Here is a 24,256-nt window from a genome sequence, read left to right on the forward strand (position 1 = left end):
GAGCTGGGATCAGCAGGTCCAGGCCTGGGGCGTCGGGGGTGGGGAGGGCTCGGGGTGGGTGGGGGTAGCCGGCCACGCACACCGGGTTCGGGTGGCCTATGACGAACTGGCGGCAGCTGCCGTCCAGGGTGCGGCATTCCCTGCAGGCTCGGGGATCTCTGGGCATCAGTCGTACATTCCTTCCACCGTCCAGCTCTCGTTCGCGAGGACGAGGAGCAGGGCGGTCTGTATGTCCTTTTCGGACTCTTCGAGCAGGACCTGGAGTCGGGTGCGGCGGGTGGGCTCGGCCCACCAGCGCTCCTTGGTGGACCACGGGCCGGCCCAGGCGAGGACCTTGCGGGGGCGTCCACCGTCGACCGAGACGTGGCTCGGGGAACCGGTGAGCTCGTCGCGTGCGGTGAGGTCGACCGCGCGGCCCTTGGGGTCGACGACCTTGGCGGGTAACGGCTTGCGTGGCACGACAGCGGGCGACGGGGCCGGCAGCACGCCCGGCCACGGCGCCCGCGGGTCGGCGGCGGGACTGCGCTCGTCGCCCCACGGCACGAGACGGACGCGCTCACCGGGATCGCGGCCCCCGCCGAGGACGGGGGTGACCACGGCGTCGGGGCCGAGCAGACCCTGGACGTGGACCATGGCCCGGCCGGCACGCTCGTCGGCCTCGGCGCGGCCCTCGCCCCGCCACAGGTCGAGCTGCAGCGCGTGGCCCTCGATGACCTCGACGGGCTCGAGGCGCAGCTGGGTGACACCGGCCGACAGCGTGGTGCCGCGCAGCCAGCCGTCGAGCTGCCAGCGGACCCTGTCGGCGATGCCGGACGGGGTGAGCGGCTCGGCGCAGCGCCAGACCCGCTCGCGCTCCTCGCCGTGCGCCGTGGCCGCGAGGATGCCCAGGCGGGTGCAGGCCAGGCCGTGGGCGGCGAGGCCCGCGTGGAGCCGTTCGGCCATGGTGCGTGCGACGAACGCGGCCGCGTCGATGCGCTCCACCGGCGGGTCGAGCGCCTGGGCGACGGCGAGCTCCGGCGGTGGTCGGCGCCGGTCGGGCGGGCGCTCCTCGACACCGGCGGCCTGCCGGTGCGCGAGGACCGCGGGAACGCCGAAGCGGGCGGAGACGTCGCGCTCGGGCACCCCGGCGAACGCGCCGAGCGTGCGCAAGCCCAGGCGCCGCAACAGGTCGACGAGGTCGACCCGGTCGAGCCCCTCGGCCGGGCGGTGCAGCTCGCGGATGCTGAGCGGGGCGAGGAACCCCGGGCTGGCACCGGGCGCGACGACGAGCCCGCGGTGCGCGGCGAGGACGGCGGCGAACAGCCCGTCGGCGATGCCGACCTGGCACTCCGCGCCGGTGCGCGTGGCGACCTGGTCGATGATGCGCTCGGCGGCGACCTCCTCGCCGCCGAAGTAGCCGGCCGGGCCACGGGCGGGTACCGCGACGATGCCCGGCCGAACTATCTCGACGCCGACCGCGAGCTCCTCGACCGCGGCGGCCACCGGCTCGAACAGCCGAGCGTCCCGTTCGGGATCGTCGGTGAACACGACCAGCTCGGGGCAACGCCCCTGGGCCTCGCGACGACGCATGCCACGCCGCACGCCCTCCGCTCTGGCCAGCGCGCTCGCGGCGACGACGAGATTGCCGGCCACCACCGCGATCGGCCGCCCGGGGAGGAGGGCAGCCGCCGCACCCGCGGCGGTGACCGGCCAGTCGGGACACCACACGACGAGCATCCTGTGTGGTGTGCCGGCGTTCATATTTCGAACGTACGTTCGACCGTCGGGCCTGTCAAGCGGATCCGGCAACCCGTCCGGGTGAGGTCTCGGCGGTCGCGCTTTCCTTGGTGCGCATGGGTTTCCTGCGCCCGGTCAGCAGGAACAGGCCGTCGCGCAGGTGCAGGGCGAGCACGCCGTACCGGACCGGTCCGGCGCCTTGCCCGGGGAGTGGACCTGCATCCAGCCGTCGAGGCCGTGGACCGCCGCGAGGGGCCGGCTGGCGCCGATGTGGAGGCGGAGGCCGGCCAGGCAGAAGCCGTAGGGCAACGCGACCAACAGGAGGGGCAGCACCAGCCACCACCTGGTTCCTCGCGCGGTGGCGCCCGACCGGCGCGGCAGGCCCCGGCTTCCGCGACGAGGACCGCGTGCCAGAGCAGGGCGATCTCCACGCGCCCCAGGCAGGGTGGCGTCGGACGTGGTCCCCCCAGCGGTGCGGCACGGGCGCAGTCCACGGGAAAGGTTTTTGGTTCATTCGGCTCCTGCGCCGACCGCGTGCGGGACCAGCGCCAGGCCGGAGTGGCGGTGGTCCACCGGGTCGAGGTGCCGGGCGAGCAGGTGATGGTCGGCGAACGGGCCGCCGGCGGCGCTCGGGTCGATCTCCGTGGGGTGCTGGACCGGCGGGCGGGTGAGGGGGATGAGGTCGGCTTCCGGCTCGCGCGCGGCGATGGTGCCGCCGGTGGCGGGGAGCTGCAGGGCCGCGCGGGTGGGGCGGGCGGCGGCACCGCGGCCGTGGGCCTGGATGGTGACCTCGCGGCGGGCGAGGCGGCCGCAGCCGTCGCCGAGGCCGTGCCACTGGGCCTGCGCGCAGCGCAGCTCCAGGTCGGCGCCGGGCCAGGGGTCGACCGTCAGCAGAACCGCGCCGCGGTGGCGGGCGCGGGCGGAGAGGCGCCTGGTCTGCGCGTCGGTGAGCCGGCCCCGGGGGGTGACGACGAGGTCCATGCCGTCGAGGAGGGCGGCGATGACCGTGGGGAGGTCGGCGCCGGGATGGCGGACGAGCGCGAGCCGCTCGACCACGACACCCAGCTCGGCGGCGGCGAGCACGCCGAGGTCGGGCATGCCGACGACGGCCGCCCAGGAGTCGCCGGCCGTGGGGGCGGCGAGCAGGGCGAGCAGCAGCGACGTCGAGCCGTGGACGGACACGGTGCTGCCCCGCCGGAGACCGCCCCAGGGGAACAGGCCCGCGAGGTCGGGGTGCACGGGTAGCATCCGCACCCGACCGGACGGGGCCTTGGCTAGGTCGCTGGCCACTCCCACCGCACCGGAAGTGGCCAGCGATGCACCCAACGCCGGCATTCGCACACGCCTCCCCGCAACTCCGCATGCGCTGCGGGGAAGGCAGCACTACTCGAACGCCTGTTCGATAGTAGCACGGGGAGCGCCAGGGTGGAAACCGCACGGTCGGGTGATGGGACCTTGATCGCGTTCGAGCGGGAGGGGCGCGGGCCGGCCGTGGTGCTGGCGCACGGGGCGTTCGCGGACCGGTCGGCCTCGGCCGGGCTCGCCGGGCTGCTGGCGGAGCGGTTCACGGTGTTCCGGTTCGACCGCCGGGGACGCGGAAACAGCGGCACGACAACGCATTCGGTCGAGCTGGAGGTGGCGGACCTCGCCGCGATCGTCGCGGTGGCGGGAGGTTCGGCGTTCGCCTACGGGCACTCGGCGGGCGGGGCGCTCGTGCTCGAGGCCGCGGCGCGCGGGGTTCCACTGCCGCGGATCGCCGTCTACGAGCCGCCGTACACGGTGGAGCCGGCGCGGCTGGCCGACTCGGCGCGGCTCGCGGACCGGCTGCGGGCGCTCGTCGCGGCGGGGCAGCGGGGCGACGCGGTCGAGCTGTTCCTCCGGGTCGCCGCCCAGCTGCCGGCGGACGTCGCGCCGGGCTGGCCGCGGACCCGGGGCGGCAGGAGCTGGCCCACCTGCTCGTGCACGACCACGAGGTGACCAACGCGAACCGGATTCCCGATCGCATGGCGGGCCTCGCCGTGCCGGCACTCGTGCTGGCCGGGGCCGCGAGTCCCGCCTGGTCGCGGGACGGCGTGCGGGTGCTCGGCGCCACGATCCCGGGCGCCGAGCACCGCTCCCTCCCCGGTCAGGACCACGCCGTCGAGCCGGCGGCCCTGGCCCCCCTGTTGATCGACTACCTCAGGTGACCGGCACGTCCCGGCGGCGGAAGCCCACCAGGCCCACCACCCCGAGGGCGACGGCGATCGCGAGCAGCCACACCAGCGGGGTCACGGTCAGCGTGGCGCCGGGCAGCTTCGGCAGGTGGGTGAACGGCGAGATGTCCAGCACCCACTGGGCCAGCCCCATCGCCGGCCCGACCAGGCCGACCAGCAGGCACACCGCCAGCCCCGCCCACGCGGCCGCGGCGAACCGGGGCAGCAGGCCGAACAGCACCACCGTCACCGCGGCCAGGACCCACACCGCCGGCAGCTGGACCATCGCGCCACCCAGCAGGCGCGGCAGCTCCCGGCCGACGTCACGCGTGTTCAGGCCGTGCGTGAGGCCCGCCGCCGCCCCGCCCGCGACCAGTGCCGCGGCCGGGCCCAGCAGCGAGAACGCCAGGTGCGAGCCGACCCAGCGCAACCGTCCGACGGTCGTGGCCAGGACCGGCTCCGCCCGGCCGCCGACCTCCTCGGCCCGCGCCCGCAGCATCGCCTGGACCGCGTAGGCCGCCGCGATCATGCCCAGGAGCCCGAGGATGCCGGCGAGGTAGCTGTCGATCAGGCCGGACGCGCCACCCATCCGCAGGAACACGTCCCGCAGCTCCTTGTTCTCGCCGACCAGATCGCCGACGCCCTCGGCGAGGTAGCCCAGCACCACGCCGAGCGCCGCGAAGCCGCCGACCCACCCCGCGAGCAGGCCCCGGTGCAGGCGCCAGGCCAGCGCCAGCGGCGAGCGCAGCAGCGGCGAGGCCTCCGCGGGGCCGGGCCGGGGCGGCAGCAGGCCGGCACCGACGTCGCGGCGCGCGGACAGCGCGACCGCGACCCCCGCCAGCAGTGCCGTGACGACCACCAGCACGAGGGCCGGCCAGAGGGCGTTGTCGCCGTAGGGCCGGATCCGCTGCGCCCAGCCGATCGGGGACAGCCAGGTCAGCCAGGTCAGCGGGCCGTTCGACATGCTGCTGACGTCACCCACGATCCGCAGGACGTAGGCCACGCCGAGGACCGTCACCGCGATGCCCCTGGCGCTTCCCGCGTTGCTGGTCAGCTGGGCGGCCACGGCCCCGACGCCGGTGAAGATCCAGCCGCTCGCGGCCAGCTCCAGACCGAACGCGACGGACCCCGCGGCCGGCAGGTTCTGGCCGACCATCCCGCCCGCCAGGATCAGGCCCAGCACCAGGTTGGCCCCGCACGTCGCGACCAGCGCGGCCGCGAGGGGCGCGTGCCGGCCGACGACCGTGGAGCCGAGGAGCTCGCGGCGGCCGGTGTCCTCCTCCGTGCGGGTGTGCCGGATGACGGTGAGGATGCTGACGAGGCCGATGACCACCGGCAGGAAGCCGGCCCGCCACGTCACCAGCTCGCCGAGGCTCGAGCCGTACAGCCGGCCGTAGAGCGCGACGAAACCCGGGTTGTGCGCGCTGGTCGTGGCGTAGGCCGCGCGGCCGGCGGCGTCGGGGAACAGCCCGTTGATCGTGGCCACATAGGACAGTGGGACGACGCCGAGCAGGACGACCCACAGCGGCATCACCACCCGGTCGCGCCGCAGGATCAGCCGGACGAGCTTGCCCGTCCCCGTGAGGGTGTTCATCGCACGGCCTCCACCGGACGGTCGTGGCCGCGGTCGTAGTGGCGCAGGAACAGCTCCTCCAGCGTCGGCGGCTGGCTGACCAGGCTGCGCACGCCCGCGCCGGTGAGCAGGCGCAGGGCCGCGTCGAGCGCGTTGGTGTCCACGTCGAAGCGGACCCGGGTGCCGTCGACGTGCGGGTCGTGCACGCCGGGCAGGTCGGCGAGGCCGTCGACCGGGCGGGCGAGCTCGGCCTGGATGGTGGTGCGGGTGAGGTGGCGCAGGTCCGACAGCGTGCCGGTCTCGACCGCGCGGCCGTCCCGGATGATCGTGAGGCGGTCGCAGAGGGCCTCGACCTCGGCGAGGATGTGACTCGACAGCAGCACGGTCCGGTCGCCGCGGCGCTTCTCCTCGCGGATGGCGTCGCGGAAGACCTCCTCCATCAGCGGGTCCAGGCCCGACGTGGGCTCGTCGAGCAGCAGCAGCTCCACATCGGACGCGAGCGCGGCGACCAGGGCCACCTTCTGCCGGTTGCCCTTGGAGTAGGTGCGGCCCTTCTTGCGCGGGTCGAGGTCGAAGCGCTCCAGCAGGTCGGCGCGGCGCTTCTCGTCGAGCCCGCCACGCAGCCTGCCGAGCAGGTCGATGACCTCGCCGCCGGACAGGTTGGGCCACAGCGTCACGTCGCCGGGCACGTAGGCGAGCCGGCGGTGCAGCTCGGTGGCGTCGGTCCACGGGTCGCCGTCGAGCAGGCGGACCGTGCCGGCGTCGGCGCGCATCAGGCCCAGCAGGACCCGGATCGTCGTCGACTTCCCCGCGCCGTTCGGGCCGAGGAAGCCGTGCACCTCGCCGGTGCGTACGCCGAGGTCCAGGCCGTCGAGCGCCCTGGTCGGGCCGAACGTCTTGACCAGTCCGGTCGCCGAGATGGCGTCCGTCATCGTGGTTCTCCCCTTTCGAACTTGTCGAGCCCGGCCCGCAACGTGGCGGCCTCCGCCGGGCTGATCCATGGCTGCGAGTAGATGTCCAGCAGGGTGCGGGAGAGCTTGGCGTCGCCCTCGGGCGTGTAGAGGTCGACACCCAGGCCCCGGGCCACGTGGGGGTAGAGGATCGCCACGGCGAGCCCCATCGCGGTGGCGACGGTGGCGCGGCTCTTGCGGTCGACGTGCGGGGGGTCGGGCCGGTCCTCGTCGGCGGCCTCCACCCACTCCTCGGCCATCCGGACCATGTCGTCGAAGATCGACGCGCCCGCGCCCTCGGCGAGAGTTCGCGCCAGGTAACGCTGGTACGGGCCCATCGCGATCCGGGCCTCGGCGATGTGCCCGACGCCGCGGCGGTCGTGTGCCTGGTCGTTGAGCCGGCTGATCGCCCTGCTCAGGTACTCGTCACAGGCGTCGCGCAGGGCCTGCTTGGAGCCGAAGTGGTGGCGTACGAGACCCGAGGACACGCCCGCGGTCTCCGCGATGGCGCGGATGGTGGCGCGTTCGAAGCCGTGCTCGCCGAAGTGGCGCATGGCCGCGTCCCGGATTCTGGCGCGGGCGGTGAGGTCCTCGGGTTCCGGTGCCGTTGTCATCACTGTCCCTACGTGCAGCTGGCTACTCGCGTGGATAGGAGACTACACACACGTGTAGTCCGCAAGTGGTCCATACGACTTCTTTACGGCGATTTCTTTACGGCGATGCCGGTGAGGTCACTCGTCCATCGCGTCGAGGTGGCGCTCGAGGGCGTCGAGGCGGGTGCGCCAGTGCGCGCGGTACGGGGCGAGCCACTCGTCGATCTCGGCCAGGGGGTCGGCGCGCAGCCGGTACAGGCGGCGCTGGGCATCCTGGCGGACGGCCACCAAACCCGCCTCGCGCAGGAGCTTCAGGTGCTTGGACACCGTCGGCTGGGCCAGCGGCAGGTGCTCCAGCAGTTCGCCCGCCGAGTGCTCGCCACGGCGGAGGAGGTCGAGGATCCGCCGGCGGTTCGGCTCGGCCAGGATCTCGAAGACGGACGGCTCATCGGCGCGCATCGGCGTTGCCCAGCGTGGCCGCGAGGCGCTCGAGACCGGTCCGCCAGCCTTCCCGCACGGCGGCCGCCGTCCCCGGCCCGTCGACGATGTTGACGAAGACCAGCCGGCAGGTCTCGCCCTCCGCGGCGAGCTCGAAGCGCAGCGTCTCGCCGGCCCAGGTGTACTCGAGCAGGGCGGGCGGGTCGTAGGCGGTGACCTCGCCGTGGGCATCGGGAAAGCCGTCGGCGGCGAAGGTGAGGGAAGCGCCGGGCGCGAAGTCCAGGCGGGACCGGTCGTAGTCGAGGATCTCGACGAACCAGGCGCGGAGCTGCGCGGACTCGGTGATGGCGCGCCAGACCTTCGCACGCGGGTGCGCCAGGTGTCGTTCGAAGCGCAGCGCCACCCGGCCGTCGGCGAGGGTCTCCGTGGTCTCCGGCATGACCGCCTCCATTCCTCATTGGCAATATTTCCCCTCGACGATACAGGGTGGGAAAACCTTGTCAGGATCGGACAGTTCCGCCTGGTGAACTTGTCACCGGATGAAGAACCCGTCTGTTTGTTGCGTTCCGGTGACACATTTCGGCTCGCCGGGCCGATAAGCCGAACGCCACCCCTCGACGACGCGTGGTGGCGGCAAGGAGTTGTGCGTGATGACGGTCGAGTACCGGCTCGAGGGGGTCGTCTTACCCAGGAGGCTCGCCGACGTCCTCCGGCCGGAGCTGGCGAGCCTCGCCACCGAGATAGTCGAGGAGATCCGGGCGAAGATCCCTGCCTACGCGGGGCCGCTGGACGGCCCCTACGGCAAGTCCATCCGGGCCGGCGTGCAGCACGCCACGAGCCTGTTCATCGAGCAGATCGCGAACCCGGAGACGTCGGTACAGAAGTGCTACGAGGTCCACCACAAGCTCGGCCAGAACGAGATGCGCGAGGGGCGCAGCCTCGACGACCTGCAGGCCGCCTACCGGGTCGGCGCGCGGGTGTCGTGGCGGCGGATGATGCGCGTCGGCAAGCGGAACGGGCTGTCCTCGACGGTGATGTCGCAGCTCGCCGACGCCGTGTTCGCGTACATGGACAAGCTCGCGTCGGTCGCGCTCGACGGCTACCTGGAGGCGAAGGCCACGTCCGCGGGAGCGTTGGAGACCTGGCGCAGGCGGCTGCTCGGGATGATCCTGCAGACCCCGCCCGCGCCCGTCGCGGCGATCGGTGAGCTGGCCCAGCTGATCGGGTGGACGGTGCCGGAGAAGGCGTCGCCGGTCGCGGTGCAGGCGCTGCCCGGGACGGGGCACAACCAGCGGAAGCCGACCCTGGACAACGACGTGCTCGCGGACCTCGACGGCATCGAGCCGCGACTGCTGGTGCCGGGCGAGGTCACCGACGGGCGGCTGGCCCGGATCCGGGCGGCGCTGCCGCAGTGCCGGATCTCGGTCGGCCCGTCGGTGCGGCTCGACGCGGTCACGCATGCGTTGCGGTGGGCGCGGAAGGCGCTGACGCTGGCCCAGCACGGGGTGATCGCGGACGGGTTGGTGATCCGCTGCGAGGAGCACCTGTCGACGGTGCTGGTGCACTCCGACGACCGGCTGCTGGCGACGTTGCGGGAGCGGCTGCTGGCGCCGCTGCACGGGCTGACGGTGAAGCAGCGCGAGCGGATGCTGGAGACGTTGCGCGCGTGGCTGGACACGCAGGCGAGCGTGCCGGACATGGCCGGGCAGCTGGGCGTGCACCCGCAGACGGTGCGCTACCGGATGCGCCAGCTGGAGCTCTCGCTGGGCGACCTCCTGCACGATCCTCGGCAGCGGTTCGAGCTGGAGCTGGTGCTGCGTGCCGCGCCGGCGGGCCGCCCGCCGAAGCGCCGCCCCACCACCGACGTCGTCCTGCCCTCCCCACGCGACCGTCGATAGCCGTCCCGCCAATAGCCGTGCCGCCGATAGCCGTGCCGGTCGACGCCCTGCCGTTTGGCGCCCTGCCGGGTTGTCCACAGGCGTGGCTCGCGGCGCCCCAATCCGTCGGTTGGGCTCAGTAGGCTGGAATCGGGGGGCCGGAGGCCAGCGCCGATGGCCGGCGCGGTCGCCCGCGCCGGCCATCGGGTCGGCATCGTCCGGCCGGCCGGGTCAGCTCGCGGCCGCGTGCCAGCGGGCCGCCAGCTGCTGTCCCTGCGTCGGGACGAAGGCCCGCGGGTTGTAGAAGCCGCCCACCTTGAACGCCGTGTCGTTCAGGGTCAGGCTGTTCGCGCCGGCCGGGGACGGCAGGCCTTGGCGCGCGTTGACCACCGAGTCGATGAGGCCGAGCAGGCCGCAGTTCCGGGCCGCGGGCACGGCGAAGGTCGTGTCGCCCACGGCCGCGCCGGAGACGACGAGGTAGTTCATGTCCCCGGTCGGGCTCGGCGTGCCGTCCGCGGCGAAGCGGACGAAGCGCGCGGTCGGCCGGGTCTGGTTCGCGACCGTCAGGATCATCGGGTCGGCGTCCGAGCCGATGTAGCAGTTCGGGTCCAGGAACGGGTTCTGCAGGTGCACCTTCACCGGCACCTTCATCAGCGGCCTGCCGACCACGGCCGCCGCGGAGAGGTCGAAGTCCGTCGGCGGGCCGGCCGGCTCGAGCGTGGCGGTGACCGTGTTGAGCGGGCTGCCCACCACCGCGTCGCAGATCTGCGAGATCACCGGGATGTCGCTCGGGCACATGAGGCCGAGCAGGCCACCCGGCACCGCGATCGGCGCGCCGGACAGGCCCCCGTCGGCCGGCACGACCAGCGAGTACACCCCGCCCTGGTTGAGCAGGCCGTACTGCATGTCGACGGCACCGGTGGCCATGGTCGTGCCGCCCATGACGATCGTGCCGTTCGGCGAGCCGCCGCCCAGGCAGGTCGCGACGACCGTGCTGCCGTCGGCGGCGAGCATGGCCGGCGCGTCGACCGGGCAGCCGCTGAACGCCGCCCACTCGCCGGCCAGCGTGTCCGCCGACGCGGTGGCCGGCAACCCCGCCACGGCCACGGCCGCCGCGACGACGAGCAGTCCTCTTCGGAAATGACGTGATGTGCTCATGAACACCTCTCCGTGAATCAGGTTTGGGGCGTCGGAACAATCGGCGGGCACCCCGTTCCCGCGCCGGTGAGAGTGCAAATACGCCCTTGCGTCAACTTCACGAAATTGCCCGGCCCGGAAACGAGACCGGTGATCAGCGGATCGAGATCCTCGGTGACCCCGCAGCCGGTGAACGGCGGAATTGTCACCATCCCGGACATCACGCCGCCGAGGGTCAGCGTGTACGGCGGGCGCGCCTCGAGCCGGATGTCGATCGGCGTCTCCGTCCGGCAGTCCGGGCCCAGATCCAGCGGCACGCCGTTGACCGAGGCGGCACTGAGCCGCGCGGTGTACGTGCCGGTGATCACCGCGAGGCTGCGGGCCGGTGGGAAGTTGGTGTCGCCCACGATGTCGGCGAAGCCGAGCCCGAGCTGGGTCAGCTGCATCGTCGCCTTCGACGGCACGAAGCCGAACGGCAGCAGCCACGCGGGTGCCGCGGGCATCTTCGGCTCGCCGTCGAGCCGCGCCAGCAGGTTGGCCTGCTGGCAGAGCAGCTTGAGGTCGCCCTTGCACCGCAGCTGCAGGGCGGTCGGCCCGATGTTGTTGATACCGGCCGGCTGCAGCACCGAGGCGTTGAGCTTGGCGACGTTGGCGTAGCCGGTGACGTAGGCGCAGTAGCGGGCGGCGGTCTTGGGGCCGGGCGGCGGGTCGATGATCTGGCAGTCCGCCGGGACCTGGACGGCCGTGGTCCCCAGCGGCGCCCGCTCGCCCTTGTCGCGGGGCTCGACCGCGACGGCACCGGGTGGTGGCGGCGGCGCGGGGCCGGTCGACGGAGAGTCCACATCGGACACCGGGACGGTGCCGAGGGTGGCGGCCTGGTCCGGGCCGAGCACGCAGCTCAGGTCGAGGCTCGGCGGGTCGGTGACGGTGCCGTCGGCCTGGTAGCCGGTGAGCGTGGCGGCCAGGTCGCCGGCGGCGAAGACCACGTCGCCGGGCGCGGGGACCAGCACGGGTGGCGGCTCGGCCGGCGTGTCGAGCACGAGGTTCGCGTCGGCGGGGACCGGCACGGGCTCGGCGAGCGCGCCGGACCAGGACGCGAGGGCCTGGGATTCCCGCTGGGTGGCGGTGGTGTCGAGGCGCACGATCGCGGTGACCGTCGCCGCGTTCGGGAGGTCCGTGAGCGCGGGCAGGGTCAGCGCCACCCGGATGGCCGTGGGCTGGATGGGCTCGTTCACCGTTGCGCGGGACGGGAAGTCGGCGGTGATCCGGACGTCGACGGGCTGCGGGCCGGCCGGGAACCGGCAGGTGTAGCCGAGGCGCAGGTCGGCGTGCACGACGTCGGCCTGCGCGGCCGGCGCCGGCGTCCCCGACGCGAACGCGACCGCCACGAACGCCACGGCGACCGGCAGCACTCGCCACACCCGCATGCCGTCTCCCATCACGGTGGGGGTGGGCCCGCTCGGCGCATGCCGGCCGAGCGGGCCCGGGCCCTTGGTTCAGCCGGTGATCGTCTGGTCCGGGGTGACCGAGTAGGCGCCGTTGAAGGCCGCCGTGTCGCCCACGTGGAGCAGGCCCAGGCAGTCGTCGACCGCGTCGACCCTCGTGACCGACAGGGTGAAGTCGGGCACGGTCGCGAGCACGTCGGTGCTGTTGGTGTACGTGCCCTTCACCGAGCCGGCGACCGTCGCGTTGCAGCCGGGGCCGATCACGAGGGCGTTGATGCCGTCGATGGTCCCGTTGGTCACGTTGGTGCCGTCGTAGCTGACGCCGTTGATCGTCCAGTCGCCGACCTGGGTGACGTCGAACGTGATGAGACCGGCCAGGATGCAGTTCTGGAAGGCGATGCCGCCCGTCTCGGGGATGGTCGCGAGCTTGGGGCCGGGCACGGTGCCCCGCTCCAGCACCACGCCCGCCGTGGACGACGCGCACGACATCTGGAGATCGCTCCCGCTCGAGTCGCGGACGGTGAGGATCGTGGTGCCGGCCGTGCCGTTCGCCGGCCCACCCGGCGTAATGGTCCAGGGTGCCGGTGCGGCCGAGGCCGGCACGGCGGCGGCGACCGCCGAGAGTGCCATGACACCGGCGGCCAGCAAACCTGCTACACGCTTGTGCATTGTGCGATCTCTTCCTTTCTCCGAGGAAAACGCGGGGAAACCGCATTCGACGAAACCGAATGCCCAATTCCTCGCGATTCGGGGCGGGGAAGGCCCTCGAGAATTACGTTACCTGCCGGTAACAGGGTCCACAATCAGGTAACGACAAAATTCACCGACACCTCCTCGAGATCGCATTCCTTTGTCTCCGGGCCAACAATTCGGCGGGGTATTTTGTCACCGCCGGACAGCCTTTTCACCGGGGCGCCAGATCTGTGATGACCCACCGGCCGCCGTCGCGCCGCGCGGTGACCGACAGCTGGGCCGCGGCCGCGCTGGTGGTGTTCTTGTCGGCCCGGGTGGCCGACTGGTCGAGGAAGACGAGCAGCGTGGCCCGGTCGCCGTCGAGCACCTGCACGGCGGCGCTGACGACCCGGGTCGTGAGGACGAGCTTCTGGGCCGGCGCGAGCTCGCGGACCTGGGCGAAGAGCTTGTCGTAGGTGTCCCGGGCGGCACCGCGCAGCAGGCCGGCCGCGGCCTTCTCGGTGTCCCCGGTGCGGTCGTAGGAGTAGGAGAAGATCTGGTTCAGCGCCGACGTCACCGCCGCGCTCACCTCGGCCGTGCGGCCGGTGTCGACGAGCGCGGTGTTGCTCGCACCCGCCGCCGAGCGCAGGTCGCCCGCCCGCCACAGGAACCAGCCGCCCAGACCGGCGAGCACGACCGCCACGGCGACCAGCACCACGACCAGCCTCGGCACACCGAACCACCGCCGGTCTCCGGGGGGCGGCGGGTCCTCCGGCGGCTCCTCGACCTCGTCGCCGTCACCAAGCTCGGCCAGCTCGTCCGGCTCGGTCTCGAGGTCGTCTGTCTGGGTGGTCATGGACGTCTCCTCAGCGGGTGCCCAGCGGCACCTGGTCGAGGGCGGACAGCAGCCAGCCGTGGTCGGTACGCGAGAGCCCGGCCACGAACCGGTTCCGCTTGGTGGCGGGCGTGCCGCCGCCGACCGTGGTGGCGATCTCCACCGACACCAGCAGCTTCGCCGAGCCGGACCGGGTGTCCAGCTCGCTCACCGCGGCGTCGAGCACCCGGCCGGTGGCCACCGAGCGGCCCTGCGCCAGCGTCGTGCGGGTCGCGGCGTCGGTGGCCGCAAGCTCGTCGTGCAGCGCCCCGGTCGACACGTCCAGCCAGCGCTTGATCCCACCGTCCACATCGGACGAGTCGAGCGTGGTCAGCAGGGTCACGTGCGCCCGGCCCGCGGCCAGCACCTCGTCGCGGGCCTGCGCGTAGGCGAGCGACTCGTCCGCGCCGGCCCGCCACCAGGTCCACCCGGCCCAGCCGGCGAACGCCAGCGCGCACACCACCAGCACGACCGCGCCCCGCAGCGGCCACCGGTTCGCCCGCACCGGCCCGGCGACAGGTTCGGCGACAGGTTCGACGACGGGCTCGACGACGGGTTCGGTCACTTCGTCAGCCACAGCAGCTCCTTCAGGTCACCGGCCGCGGGCAGGTCGGGCGCGCCGAGCGGCCCGGGCATGTGGACCCCGCCACCAGGGATCGCCGGGTCCGGCACGCCACCCGCCGGCGCGTGCTGGGCACCCCGCACCAGCCGCGGGTCGCCGGCGGGCAGGGTGCAGGACGCGGTGGTGTTCAACGGAACCGGCGCGATGACCCCGCCCGGCCGGTACACGGTCGACTCGTAGCCGGTGACGCACGGCGGCGGGTCGAAGAACGTCAGCGCGAGCGAGAGGTTGCCGCCGTCCGGGGTGATCGACGTCGACGTGGCGGCCACCGCCCTGGGCACCATCACGAACAGCTGCTCCATGCCGGCCGTGCGCATCTGGAAGATGTCCGCCGTGGTCAACAGGTTCGCGAGCAGCACCGACAGGCCCGGGTTGGTGTCCGACAGCAGCCGGGACAGCTGGGTCGCGGCGGCCGGCGCGGCGCCGATCAGCGCCCGCAGGTCACCGTCCGCGGAGGCGAGCTCGGTGGCGAACAGCTTGGCGTTGCTGGAGAACGAGCGCCACGCGGCGGAGGAGTCCAGCTGGGTCCGCAGCACGACGGCGCCGTCGTCGATCAGCGTCACCGTCTGCGGCAGGTGGCCGGCCGCGGACTCGGTGAACGAGATCGACGAGTCGAGCAGCACCTGCAGGTGCGGGCCGGTGTCGCGCATCGCCGTGTACAGCTCGTCGACGACCGTGCGCAGCGACTCCGTGGGAACCGACGTGGTGAACGCGGACATGTTGCCGAGCAGGTCGGTCACCGGCGGCGGCACCCTGGTCTGCGACCGCGGGATCACCGCGCCGTCGGTGAGGAACGGCCCGTTCTCGCTGTGCGGCCGCAGGTCGACGTACTGCTCGCCGATCGCCGACCGGTTGGCCACCACGGCCTTCGAGTCGGCCGGGATCGGCGGCGCGCCGTCCTCGAGCACGAGGTCGGCCTCCATGCCGTCGTCGGTGAGCCGCAGCTCGCCGACCCGGCCGACGGCCACCCCGCGGTAGGTCACCTCGCTGTTGGTGAAGATCCCGCCGCCGTCGTCGAGCTGGAGCCGCACGACGTAGGAGGTGTTGCCGAACAGGCGGTCCAGGCCCGCGTAGTTGGCGCCGACGAACGCGACCGCGGACAACGCGAGCACGACGAACACCAACACCTGGACGCGCACGGCACGGGTGAGCATCAGCGACCCCCACTCGTGACCGGGCCACTCGGCGGCAGCGGGAGCGGCGGCAGCGGCTGGGTGAAGTCGCCGGTCGGCTTCATCGTGACGAAGATGTTGAGGTAGTCGCCCTTGGCCGCGTCGAGCACCGGGTCGGTGAACGGGAACGTCGGCAGGATCTCCAGCGCCTGCGGGAGGTTCTGGCCCGCCTCGGCCAGCCGGCCGAGCACCGGGGCCAGCGCCTTGAGGTCGGCGACCATGTCGTCGCGGCTGCGGTTGATCGTGTCGACCGCGACGCCGGAGAGCGTGTCCAGCGACTGCAGCATCGTCACGAGCGCGGTGCGCTGCTCGGCCAGCGACCGCAGGCCCGGCGTGAGGTCGGTGAGCGCGCCCTTGATCTGGTCCGCGCGCCCGGCGAGCGTGGTGGACAGCTTGTTCAGCCCGTCCAGCGCGGCGGTGATGTCGCCGCGGTGGTTGTCCAGGTTGGTCACCAGCTCGTCCACATTGGACAGGAAGGCCCTGATCCGCGGCTCGTTGCCGGTGAGCACGTCGGACAGCTCCCGGTTGATCGTCTGCAGCTGCCCGACGCCACCGCCGTTGAGCAGCAGCGACAGCGCGCCGAAGACCTCCTCGACCTCGGTGTGCCGGTTGGTCCGGTCCGCGGTGATCGTGGCGCCGTCGGCGAGCTTGTCCGCCGACGGGGCCTCGGGTGCGGCCAGCTCCACGAACTTCTCCCCCAGCAGGCTGGACTGGCGCAGGCTCGCGACCGCGTCCGCCGGCAGGGCGACGTCGCCGTTGACCGCGAGCACGACCTGCGCGGTCCAGCCGTCCGGGCCGCCGAGACCGATCGACTCGACCCGGCCGACCACGACGTCGTTGACCTTCACCGCGGCCTGCGGCACGAGGTCAAGCACGTCGGCGAACTGCACGGTGACCCGGTACGGGTGGTCGCCCAGGTCGGCGCCGCCGGGCAGCGGCATGTCGTAGATCCCGTTGGTGCCCACGGTCGAGCAGCCGGCCGCGACGAGCGCGAACGCGGCGGCGGCGAGGGCGCGGCGGATCCTCATCGGCCACCTCCGACCGTGCCCCGGGACAGCGGCACCGGCAGCGGCGGGAGATCCGCCCGCTGCCCGTAGAGGTACTCGAGCAGGTTCGTGCGGCCCTGCAGGGTCCGCGACGCCGGGTCGAACGCCTGCAGGACGTTGGTGACCGCGAGCGGCGCGACGTCGAGTGCCTCGGCCACCGACGCCCGGTTGTCCACCAGCAGCTGAGTGGTCCGCGCCAGCTTGTCCACATTGGACTTGATGGCCGCGCGGTTGTCCTTGATGAAGCCCTGGATGTCGGCGAGCGCGGTGCCCAGCGTGGACAGCGCGGTCGACAGCTCGTCGCGGTCGGCGGCGAGCGTGCGCCACACCTGGTCGAGCTGGGTGTTCACGCTCGCCACCTGCCGGTCGTTGCCTGCGAGCATCGTCGTGAACTTCTGCAGCTCGTCGACGGTGGCGAACAGGTCGTCGGCCGAGCCGGACAGGGTGCGGGCGGCCTCGGCGAAGTTGCGCACGCTGTCGTTGAACGCCTGGCCGTTGCCCCGCAGGTTCGCCGCCCCCGTGTCGAGGAGCTCCGACAGCGCGCCCTTCGAGTTGGCGCCGTTCGGGCCGAGCGCGGAGACCAGCGTGTCCAGGCTCGCGTACAGCTCGTCGAGCTCGACCGGGGTGGCGGTGCGCGACTCGGGGATCACCGCGCCGTCGGCGATCTGCGGGCCGCCCTTCGCGAGGTCGGTGAGCTGCACGTACCGGTCGGACACGACGCTCGGCGCGACCACCACGGCGTTCGTGTTCTCGGCGACCTTGACGTCCCGGTCGAGGGTGAACACGACCTCGACCCGCTCGCCGCGCGGGGTCACCGACTCGACCGCGCCCACCCGCACGCCGAGCACCTGCACGTCCGAGCCGGCGTAGACACCGACCGCGCGGCTGAAGTAGGCGGTGATCCGCCGGGCGCCGTCGTCGCCGAAGACCCACCACAGCGCGCCCGCGGTGACCAGCGCGAGCACCGCGACGACCGCGGCGATCCGCCGGGCCCTCACTTCGCACCTCGCGGCGGCATGCACAGCGCGGGGTTCTCCGCGACCAGGCCGCACAGGTAGTTGTCGATCCAGCGGCCGCTGCCGGTGGCGTTGTTGACCAGCCGGAAGTACGGCCCGGCGAGCTTGAGGCTCGCGTCGAGGTTGTCGGTGTAGCGCTGCAGGATCCCGGTCACGGTGTCCAGTTTGGACAGTGCGGGGGCGAGCTGGCGCTGGTTGTCCGCGACGAGCCCGGAGAGCTGGGTGGACAGGTCGGTGGTGCCGACGAGCAGGTCGTGGATGGCGCCGCGGCGGTTCGAGAGCTCGGTGAGCAGCAGGTCGCCGTCGTTGATGAGCTTGTCGAACTCGCCGTTGGTGCCGGCGAGCGTGCGGGTGATCTGCCGGGTGTTCGCGAGGAGCTCGGCGAGCTGGTCGTCGCGCGAGGAGATCGTCTTCGACAGCGCGGTGAGCCCGTCGAGCGCGGTGCGCACGTGCTGGGGCGAGTCGGCGAACGTGTCGGAGATCGTCCGGAAGCTCTCCGCCAGCTGGTTCGTGTCGATCGAGCCGGCGGTGCTGGCGAGCCCCTCGAACGCCTGGGTGACGTCGTAGGGGGTGACCGTGCGGTCCATCGGGATGGGCCGGTCCGGGTTCAGCGCGGACCGCCCGGTCGGGTACAGCGCGAGGAACTTGCGGCCCAGCAGCGTCTTCAGCTTGATGGCCGCGGTCGTCGCGTCGCCGAGCCAGGCGTCGCCGACCCGGAAGGTGACCACGACCCGGTCCTCGACCAGCTCGACGCCGGTGACCTCGCCGACCTTGATGCCGGCGACCCGCACCTCGTCGTCCGGCCGCAGCCCCGCCGCCTCGCTGAACTCGGCCCGGTACTTCGTGCCGCCGCCGAGCACCGGCAGGTCCTGGTAGAAGAACACGAGCGCGGCGATCGCGGCCAGCACGAGCGTGCCCACCACGCCGAGCACGGCGGGGTTGCGCTCCTTGAACGACTTCATGCCCCGCACCTCGCGGCCGTCTTCGGGATGCCCTGCGGCGGGTCGGTCTGCAAGGTCGCCTCGCACAGGTAGAAGTTGAGCCACGAGCCGTAGCTGGCGGCGCGCCCGACGGCCTCGAACTTGTCCGGCAGCACGGTGAGGAACTGGGTGAGGTCCTTCGCGCCGGTGACCAGGTTCGTCGACAGCCGGCCGAGGCCGGCGATGCTCTCCTTGAGCGGCGGCCGGGCCTGCTCGAACAGCCCCGCGGTGGCGCCGGTGAGGTCGGCGATGCCCTGGATCGCGTCGCCGATCGCGGTCCGGTCGCCGGCCAGCCCGGACACCAGCCGCTGGAGCGTGCCCACCAGCGTGGACAGCGCGTCGCCCTGGCCGTTGACGGTGCCCAGCACCGAGTTGAGGTTGTCGATGACCTCGCCGATCACCCGGTCCCGGTCGGCGAGGGTGGCGGTGAGCGAGCCGGTGTGCGCGAGCAGGCTGTCGACCGTGCCGCCCTCGCCCTGCAGCACCTGCACGATCTCGCCGGAGAGCTTGTTGACCTCGTTCGGGGACAGCGCCTGGAACAGCGGCTTGAACCCGTTGAACAGGTCGGTGAGGTCCAGCGCCGGCGTGGTCCGCTCGAGCGGGATCTCCCCGCCCTCGGCCAGCCGGTCGGCGGTGGCCGTCGGGCCGCGCTCGAGGGCGATGTAGCGCTGGCCGACCATGTTGCGGTACTTGATGGTCGCGGTCACGTCCTCGGGCAGCCGCATCGACCGGTCGACCGAGAACCGGACCCGCGCGAGGTGTCCGTCCACAATGGACATCTCGTCGACCTGGCCGACGCGCACGCCGGACACCCGCACGTCGTCGCCGGGGTTGAGGGAGGTGACGTCGGTGAACCGGGCCGTGTAGCTCGCGGTGTCGCCGAGGCCGGTGTTGCTGATCGACACCGCGAGCACGGCCGTGGCGAGCCCGGTGACCACCACGAAGACCAGCGCCTTGATGAGCGGGCCGGCGAGCTTCCTCATCGCAGCGTCACCTCCGTCCCGCGGTAGAGCGGGCCGACGAGCACGCTGCTCCAGCCGGGCACGTCCCCTGGGGCCAGGCCGGCCGGCTGCGCGACGAGGGTGGCGATGAGCTCCTGCTCCTGCGGGGAGTTCGGCAGGCCGAGGTCGCCGCCCGCGCCGGGCAGCAGCGGGTGGCCGGCGCTGCCGGTGGGCGCGGCGACCACGCCGACGGTCGGCGCGACCCCGCTCGGGTAGCAGCGCGGGCCGCCGGTCGCGTCGTAGACCGGGTCGTCGACGCCGGGCACGTACTTGCCGCGCGACTCGGTGACCGACGCCTCGACGTGCAGGCCCGGCTCGCCGGTCCCCGCGCCGAGCACCTTGTCCATCGACGGCTTCAGGTCGGCCAGGGCCTTGAGCGTGCAGGGGAAGCTCGGCGAGTAGCGGGCCGCGAGCTCCAGCGGCGCGCGGCTCGACGCGGCCAGCCGGATGATGTTCGCCTCGTTGTTGCGCAGGAAGATCGTGACGTCCTGGCCGGACCTGGTGACCTGCGCGTAGAGGTCGGTCAGCTTGGTGCGCTCGTCGGCGACCGTGTTCAGCGTCGTCGTGGACTCGGTGAGCGAGTCGAGCAGGTCCGGCGCGATGTCCCCGTAGAGCCGGCTGACGTCGGCGAGGTCGCGCAGGTCGTCGGTGAGCCGGGGCAGGTTCGGGTTGAACTCCTCCAGGTACTTCGCGGTGGTCACCATCGCGTCGCCGATCCGCTTGCCGCGCCCCTCGAGCGCGGTGGAGATCGCGGTGAGCGTGGTGGCGAGCTTGTGCGGCTGCACGGCCTTGAGCACCGGCAGCAGGTCGTCGAAGACCCGCTCCAGCTCGATGGCGTTGGCCGAGCGGTCCTGGCTGATCACGTCGCCGGTCTCGAGCGGGCCCTTCGTGGACTTGTCCGGTATGGACAGTTGGACGTAGCGCTCGCCGAACAGGGTCTTGGGGACCAGCAGCGCGGTGACGTCCGTGGGGAGCCGGCGCACCGTGCCGGGGTCGAGCGCGAGCTGGATCGCCGCGCCCTGCGGGGTGCCGTGCACCTCGCGGACGTCGCCGACGACCACGCCGCGCGCCTTGACCTCGGAGGACTTGTTGAGCTGGTTGCCGATCCGGTCGGTGCGCAGGGTCACGAGGACGACGTCGGTGAACTTCTCCTGGTACACCTGCACGGCGAGCGTCGCCAGCACGGCCATCACCAGCAGGAAGGCCACCCCCGCACCACGCCGCACCCACTTGTGACCGATCACGTCGCCCCCTCGCAGAGGCCCGGTGACCTTGATTCGCTGGCGAGCTCGCTCATCCCGCCACCTGCACCGTCGTGGTGGCGCCCCAGATCGCGAGGCTGAGGAACAGGTCGACGACGTTGATCGCGACGATCGACGTGCGCACCGACCGTCCTACCGCGACACCCACGCCGGCCGGCCCGCCGGACGCGCGGAAGCCGTAGTAGCAGTGCGCGAGGACCACGACCACGCTGAACACCAGCACCTTGCCGAAGGAGTAGAGCACGTCGATCGGTGGCAGGAAGAGGTGGAAGTAGTGGTCGTAGGTGCCCGCGGACTGGCCGAAGAACCACACGGTCACCTGCCGCGAGGCGACGTAGGAGGTGAGCAGGCCGATCGCGTACAGCGGGATGATCGCGAGGAACCCGGCGACGATCCGGGTGGTCACGAGGTAGGGCACGCTCGGCACGCCCATCACCTCGAGCGCGTCGATCTCCTCGGAGATGCGCATCGCGCCGAGCTGCGCGGTGAAGCCGCAGCCGACCGTGGCGGACAGGGCGATGCCGGCGACGAGCGGGGCGATCTCGCGGGTGTTGAAGTAGGCGGAGATGAAGCCGGCGAGCGCGGACGTGCCGACCTGGTTGAGTGCGGAGTACCCCTGCATGCCCACGACCGTGCCGGTGAACGCGGTCATGCCGACCATCACGCCGATGGTGCCGCCGATCACCGCGAGCGCGCCGGAGCCGAAGCTCACCTCGGCGAGCAGCCGGACGATCTCCTTGCCGTAGCGGGTGATCGCGCGCGGGATCCAGAGGATGGCGCGGACGAAGAAGAAGATCTGGTCGCCGAGCACGTCGAGGAAGGTGAACCGCCGGTCGACCGCGTCCGCGACCCGGCGCTGGACCGTGGGTCTGTCCTCCAGGAGCGTCACGTCATGCCCCCTTCGGCGGCACGACCTGCAGGTACAGCGTGGTGATGACCAGGTTCAGCAGGAACAGCAGCAGGAAGGTGATCACCACCGACTGGTTCACCGCGTCGCCGACGCCCTTGGGGCCGCGGCCCGGGTTGAGCCCGCGGTAGGCCGCCACGACGCCGGCGACGAACCCGAAGATCACCGCCTTGATCTCGCTGACCCACAGGTCCGGCAGCTGGGCGAGGGCGGAGAAGCTGGCGAGGTAGGCGCCGGGGGTGCCGCCCTGCATGATGACGTTGAAGAAGTAGCCGCCGAGGACGCCGACGACGCTGACGAGCCCGTTGAGGAACGCGGCGACGCCCATCGCGGCCAGCACCCGCGGCACGATGAGGCGCTGCACGGGGTTGACGCCGAGCACCTCCATCGCGTCGATCTCCTCGCGGATGGTCCGCGAGCCGAGGTCCGCGCACATGGCCGAGCCACCGGCGCCCGCGATCAGCAGCGCGGTGACGACGGGGCTCGCCTGCTGGATGATCGCGAGCACGCTGGCCGCCCCGGTGAACGACTGCGCGCCGATCTGCGTGGTGAGCGACCCGAGGTGCAGGGCGATGACCGCCCCGAACGGGATGGCGACGAGCGCCGCGGGCAGCAGCGACACGCTGGCGATGAACCAGAACTGCCCGATGAACTCGCGGAACTGGAACGGCCGCTTGAAGGTGCACCGGATGACGTCGAGGCCGAGCGCGTAGAGCCGCCCGGTCTGCCGCATGGCCGCCGCGATCATCGGAGGGCTCCGTATCTGAGCCGGTCCGTCGCGTCCAGGCTCGACACGATGCTGTGCTGGGCCGCCGGCGGGAGGGTGTGGATGATCCGCATGACCCGGTCCTTGCGCCGGCGCACCGCCTGCCTGTCCGGGAGCCCCGGGGTCGGCGCGAGCTGGGGTGGCACGCCGTGGATCTGGTCGGCGCCGAGGTCGAAGCCGGCGGCGCGCTCGGCGGCCATCGTGGCCTCGTCCTTCTCCTCCGACATGCCGATCGGGCCGATGCGGCTGCCGTTGAGGAACTGCTTGACCACCGGCTCCTCGGAGGTGAGCAGCACCTCGCGCGGCCCGAACATCACGAGCTCGCGGCGGAACAGCATGCCGATGTTGTCCGGCACCGTGCGAGCGACGTTGATGTTGTGCGTGACCACGAGGATCGTCGCGTCGATCTGCGCGTTCAGGTCGACGAGCAGCTGGGAGATGTAGGCCGTGCGCACCGGGTCGAGGCCCGAGTCGGGCTCGTCGACCAGGATGATCCCCGGGTCGAGAACCAGCGCGCGGGCGAGACCGGCCCGCTTGCGCATGCCGCCGGAGATCTCGCCGGGGAGCTTGCGCTCGGCACCGGCGAGGCCGACCATGTCCATCTTCGCGAGCACGATCCGCCGAATGTCCTGCTCGCTCTTCTTCGTGTGCTCGCGCAGCGGAAAGGCGATGTTGTCGTACAGGTTCATCGACCCGAACAACGCGCCGTCCTGGAACAGCACCCCGAAAAGCTTCCGAATGTCGTAAAGTGTGTGCTCCGAACAGCGCACCAGGTCGGTACCGTTGATGACGATTCGTCCGGTGTTCGGTTTCAGGAGCCCGATGAGACATTTCAGGAACACCGACTTGCCGGTGCCGGACGGCCCCAGCAGGACGCTCACCTCGCCGGCCGGCACGGTCAGCGTCACGTCCTGCCAGATCCGCTGGCGCCCGAAGGACTTGCTCAGCCCCTCGACGGCCACCTCGACGCCCACGTCCGCACCTCCGCCGGTCACACGCAGGCGCTGTCGCGACGTGACGGGGAAAGTCCGCACATCGACCTGAACGTCGGCGTTTATTACCGCCGAGTAGGTTACTTTTGGCATTTCGGGGTGGCAAGAAGTCTCGGTCGAGGCCTCTTTTGTTGACCCCCGGTGACAAATTCTGGGACCGGTTTTGTCACCCGGTGCGCAAGGTTTGCCCGGTGCCGATGAGAGTGGTGGCGTTGAAGGTCTCGACGCCGCGGTCGGCCAGCATTGTCCCGAATCTCGCCCGCACTCGCTCGACGGTCTCCTCGTCCAGGCCCATCAGCAGGGCCCGCATGGCGGCCCCCATCACGATCGCCCAGGCGACGTCCGCGTCGAGCGGCACCCGGTGCGGGACCTCGGTGACCTCGACGTCGGTGAGCCCGAGGTCGGTCAGCCAGGCGGCGAAGGTCTCCGGTGTCTGGATCCGCCCCGACGGCGGATCCAGCGGCCCCTGCGGCGCCGCGCCTTCCGCCCGGAGCGCGTCGACGAGGATCTCGGGCACCGGCTTGATGGCGGAGCTCTCCCAGGTGGTGGCCGCGAACCGGCCGCCGGGCCGCAGCAGGCTCACGAGGTGGGCGCTGCCGATCTCCATGTCCGGGAAGAAGAAGACCCCGAAGACGCACTGGACGACGTCGTAGCCACCGTCGATGCCGGGCCAGGTGGTGGCGTCGGCCCGGGTGAAGTGCAGCTGCGGCACGCCACCCGCCCGCGCCCGGCCGAGGTCGAGCAACCGGTCGGCGAGATCGATGGCGTCGACCCGGCCCTCCTCGCCGACCGCGCCGGCCGCCGGGAACGCCGACGAGCCGGCACCGCAGCAGACGTCGAGCACCCGCGCGCCCGGCCGCGGCGCGGACCGGGCGACGGTCGCCGCGCCGATGGGCTCCCAGAGCAGCGGGGAGAGCAGCTCGAACTCACGGTGTGCGGCGTCGAACACGGCACCAAGATCAGGCGTGGTCACGGCCCGACGCTACGGCAGCCCCACCCTTGATGACAACCGTTTTCACCATCGG

General features: G+C 72.4%; 26 protein-coding genes. 3 read left to right on the forward strand and 23 right to left on the reverse strand.

The features are described 5' to 3' along the window. Window positions 1-165: 165 nt before the first annotated feature. From VGD70_RS33995 to VGD70_RS34005, 3 genes are all read right to left on the reverse strand, one after another. Entirely contained in the window at window positions 166-1,716 is a 1,551-nt protein-coding gene (locus tag VGD70_RS33995) for a DNA polymerase Y family protein (RefSeq protein ID WP_331088744.1), read from the reverse strand. 135 nt (window positions 1,717-1,851) lie between these two features. Continuing rightward, window positions 1,852-2,049 carry a hypothetical protein gene (locus tag VGD70_RS34000; protein ID WP_331088746.1) on the reverse strand — a complete coding sequence of 66 codons (198 nt, stop codon included), beginning with the start codon at window positions 2,047-2,049 and terminating at the stop codon, window positions 1,852-1,854. 177 nt (window positions 2,050-2,226) lie between these two features. Further along, on the reverse strand, window positions 2,227-2,970 hold the full coding sequence (locus VGD70_RS34005; RefSeq protein WP_331088748.1) for a hypothetical protein: 744 nt from the start codon (window positions 2,968-2,970) through the stop codon (window positions 2,227-2,229). 201 nt (window positions 2,971-3,171) lie between these two features. Between VGD70_RS34005 and VGD70_RS34010 the strand changes: the two genes are divergently transcribed. Next, complete coding sequence (locus tag VGD70_RS34010) at window positions 3,172-3,693, forward strand: alpha/beta fold hydrolase (protein WP_331088750.1); 522 nt, start codon at window positions 3,172-3,174, stop codon at window positions 3,691-3,693. Further along, window positions 3,690-3,902 (forward strand): hypothetical protein, encoded by a 213-nt coding sequence (locus VGD70_RS34015; protein ID WP_331088752.1) that lies wholly within the window; start codon window positions 3,690-3,692, stop codon window positions 3,900-3,902. Before VGD70_RS34010 ends, VGD70_RS34015 begins: the two co-directional genes overlap by 4 nt. Here the strand turns inward: VGD70_RS34015 and VGD70_RS34020 are convergent. From VGD70_RS34020 to VGD70_RS34040, 5 genes are all read right to left on the reverse strand, one after another. Beyond that, window positions 3,895-5,502 (reverse strand): ABC transporter permease, encoded by a 1,608-nt coding sequence (locus tag VGD70_RS34020; protein WP_331088754.1) that lies wholly within the window; start codon window positions 5,500-5,502, stop codon window positions 3,895-3,897. The genes VGD70_RS34015 and VGD70_RS34020 overlap by 8 nt on opposite strands. Beyond that, window positions 5,499-6,413, reverse strand: coding sequence for an ABC transporter ATP-binding protein (locus VGD70_RS34025; RefSeq protein ID WP_331088756.1), 915 nt, complete (start codon window positions 6,411-6,413; stop codon window positions 5,499-5,501). Before VGD70_RS34025 ends, VGD70_RS34020 begins: the two co-directional genes overlap by 4 nt. After that, a complete protein-coding gene (locus tag VGD70_RS34030; protein ID WP_331088758.1) occupies window positions 6,410-7,045 on the reverse strand; it encodes a TetR/AcrR family transcriptional regulator in 636 nt (211 codons plus the stop codon). The genes VGD70_RS34025 and VGD70_RS34030 overlap by 4 nt, the downstream gene beginning before the upstream one ends. A gap of 117 nt (window positions 7,046-7,162) precedes the next feature. Then, on the reverse strand, window positions 7,163-7,483 hold the full coding sequence (locus tag VGD70_RS34035) for a metalloregulator ArsR/SmtB family transcription factor (RefSeq protein ID WP_331088760.1): 321 nt from the start codon (window positions 7,481-7,483) through the stop codon (window positions 7,163-7,165). After that, on the reverse strand, window positions 7,470-7,901 hold the full coding sequence (locus VGD70_RS34040) for an SRPBCC domain-containing protein (protein WP_331088762.1): 432 nt from the start codon (window positions 7,899-7,901) through the stop codon (window positions 7,470-7,472). The genes VGD70_RS34035 and VGD70_RS34040 overlap by 14 nt, the downstream gene beginning before the upstream one ends. A gap of 211 nt (window positions 7,902-8,112) precedes the next feature. Here VGD70_RS34040 and VGD70_RS34045 point away from each other — a divergent pair, with 211 nt between their 5' ends. Next, window positions 8,113-9,360 carry a helix-turn-helix domain-containing protein gene (locus VGD70_RS34045; protein ID WP_331088800.1) on the forward strand — a complete coding sequence of 416 codons (1,248 nt, stop codon included), beginning with the start codon at window positions 8,113-8,115 and terminating at the stop codon, window positions 9,358-9,360. Window positions 9,361-9,570: 210 nt separating this feature from the next. Here VGD70_RS34045 and VGD70_RS34050 read toward each other — a convergent pair whose 3' ends face one another. From VGD70_RS34050 to VGD70_RS34120, 15 genes are all read right to left on the reverse strand, one after another. Continuing rightward, the gene (locus tag VGD70_RS34050) at window positions 9,571-10,497 is read right to left on the reverse strand and encodes a hypothetical protein (RefSeq protein ID WP_331088764.1); all 927 of its coding nucleotides are present in this window, start codon (window positions 10,495-10,497) and stop codon (window positions 9,571-9,573) included. Window positions 10,498-10,514: 17 nt separating this feature from the next. Further along, window positions 10,515-11,903 (reverse strand): DUF6801 domain-containing protein, encoded by a 1,389-nt coding sequence (locus VGD70_RS34055; RefSeq protein ID WP_331088766.1) that lies wholly within the window; start codon window positions 11,901-11,903, stop codon window positions 10,515-10,517. 69 nt (window positions 11,904-11,972) lie between these two features. Beyond that, on the reverse strand, window positions 11,973-12,590 hold the full coding sequence (locus VGD70_RS34060; protein WP_331088767.1) for a hypothetical protein: 618 nt from the start codon (window positions 12,588-12,590) through the stop codon (window positions 11,973-11,975). 235 nt (window positions 12,591-12,825) lie between these two features. After that, window positions 12,826-13,449: a hypothetical protein gene (locus VGD70_RS34065; RefSeq protein WP_331088769.1), complete on the reverse strand. Its 624-nt coding sequence runs from the start codon at window positions 13,447-13,449 to the stop codon at window positions 12,826-12,828. A 10-nt stretch (window positions 13,450-13,459) separates the two neighbouring features. After that, window positions 13,460-14,044, reverse strand: coding sequence for a hypothetical protein (locus tag VGD70_RS34070; RefSeq protein ID WP_331088770.1), 585 nt, complete (start codon window positions 14,042-14,044; stop codon window positions 13,460-13,462). After that, window positions 14,029-15,243 carry an MlaD family protein gene (locus VGD70_RS34075; RefSeq protein ID WP_331088771.1) on the reverse strand — a complete coding sequence of 405 codons (1,215 nt, stop codon included), beginning with the start codon at window positions 15,241-15,243 and terminating at the stop codon, window positions 14,029-14,031. The genes VGD70_RS34070 and VGD70_RS34075 overlap by 16 nt, the downstream gene beginning before the upstream one ends. Continuing rightward, window positions 15,243-16,289, reverse strand: coding sequence for an MCE family protein (locus tag VGD70_RS34080; RefSeq protein ID WP_331088773.1), 1,047 nt, complete (start codon window positions 16,287-16,289; stop codon window positions 15,243-15,245). Before VGD70_RS34080 ends, VGD70_RS34075 begins: the two co-directional genes overlap by 1 nt. Then, the gene (locus tag VGD70_RS34085) at window positions 16,286-17,305 is read right to left on the reverse strand and encodes an MCE family protein (RefSeq protein ID WP_331088775.1); all 1,020 of its coding nucleotides are present in this window, start codon (window positions 17,303-17,305) and stop codon (window positions 16,286-16,288) included. Before VGD70_RS34085 ends, VGD70_RS34080 begins: the two co-directional genes overlap by 4 nt. Then, window positions 17,302-18,285 carry an MCE family protein gene (locus VGD70_RS34090; protein ID WP_331088777.1) on the reverse strand — a complete coding sequence of 328 codons (984 nt, stop codon included), beginning with the start codon at window positions 18,283-18,285 and terminating at the stop codon, window positions 17,302-17,304. The genes VGD70_RS34085 and VGD70_RS34090 overlap by 4 nt, the downstream gene beginning before the upstream one ends. Further along, window positions 18,282-19,286, reverse strand: coding sequence for an MCE family protein (locus VGD70_RS34095; RefSeq protein WP_331088778.1), 1,005 nt, complete (start codon window positions 19,284-19,286; stop codon window positions 18,282-18,284). Before VGD70_RS34095 ends, VGD70_RS34090 begins: the two co-directional genes overlap by 4 nt. Further along, window positions 19,283-20,545 carry an MCE family protein gene (locus VGD70_RS34100; RefSeq protein WP_331088802.1) on the reverse strand — a complete coding sequence of 421 codons (1,263 nt, stop codon included), beginning with the start codon at window positions 20,543-20,545 and terminating at the stop codon, window positions 19,283-19,285. The genes VGD70_RS34095 and VGD70_RS34100 overlap by 4 nt, the downstream gene beginning before the upstream one ends. Window positions 20,546-20,597: 52 nt before the next feature. Beyond that, window positions 20,598-21,446, reverse strand: a complete 849-nt coding sequence (locus VGD70_RS34105) for an ABC transporter permease (RefSeq protein WP_331088804.1) — start codon at window positions 21,444-21,446, stop codon at window positions 20,598-20,600. A gap of 10 nt (window positions 21,447-21,456) precedes the next feature. Further along, window positions 21,457-22,221 (reverse strand): ABC transporter permease, encoded by a 765-nt coding sequence (locus VGD70_RS34110; protein WP_331088780.1) that lies wholly within the window; start codon window positions 22,219-22,221, stop codon window positions 21,457-21,459. Continuing rightward, window positions 22,218-23,213, reverse strand: coding sequence for an ABC transporter ATP-binding protein (locus tag VGD70_RS34115; RefSeq protein WP_331088782.1), 996 nt, complete (start codon window positions 23,211-23,213; stop codon window positions 22,218-22,220). Before VGD70_RS34115 ends, VGD70_RS34110 begins: the two co-directional genes overlap by 4 nt. A gap of 184 nt (window positions 23,214-23,397) precedes the next feature. Next, entirely contained in the window at window positions 23,398-24,204 is an 807-nt protein-coding gene (locus VGD70_RS34120; RefSeq protein WP_331088784.1) for a class I SAM-dependent methyltransferase, read from the reverse strand. Between the last annotated feature and the right edge of the window lie 52 nt (window positions 24,205-24,256).

Origin of the sequence: Actinophytocola sp. (assembly GCF_036402745.1) — a bacterium.
Taxonomy (GTDB): Bacteria; Actinomycetota; Actinomycetes; order Mycobacteriales; family Pseudonocardiaceae; genus Actinophytocola.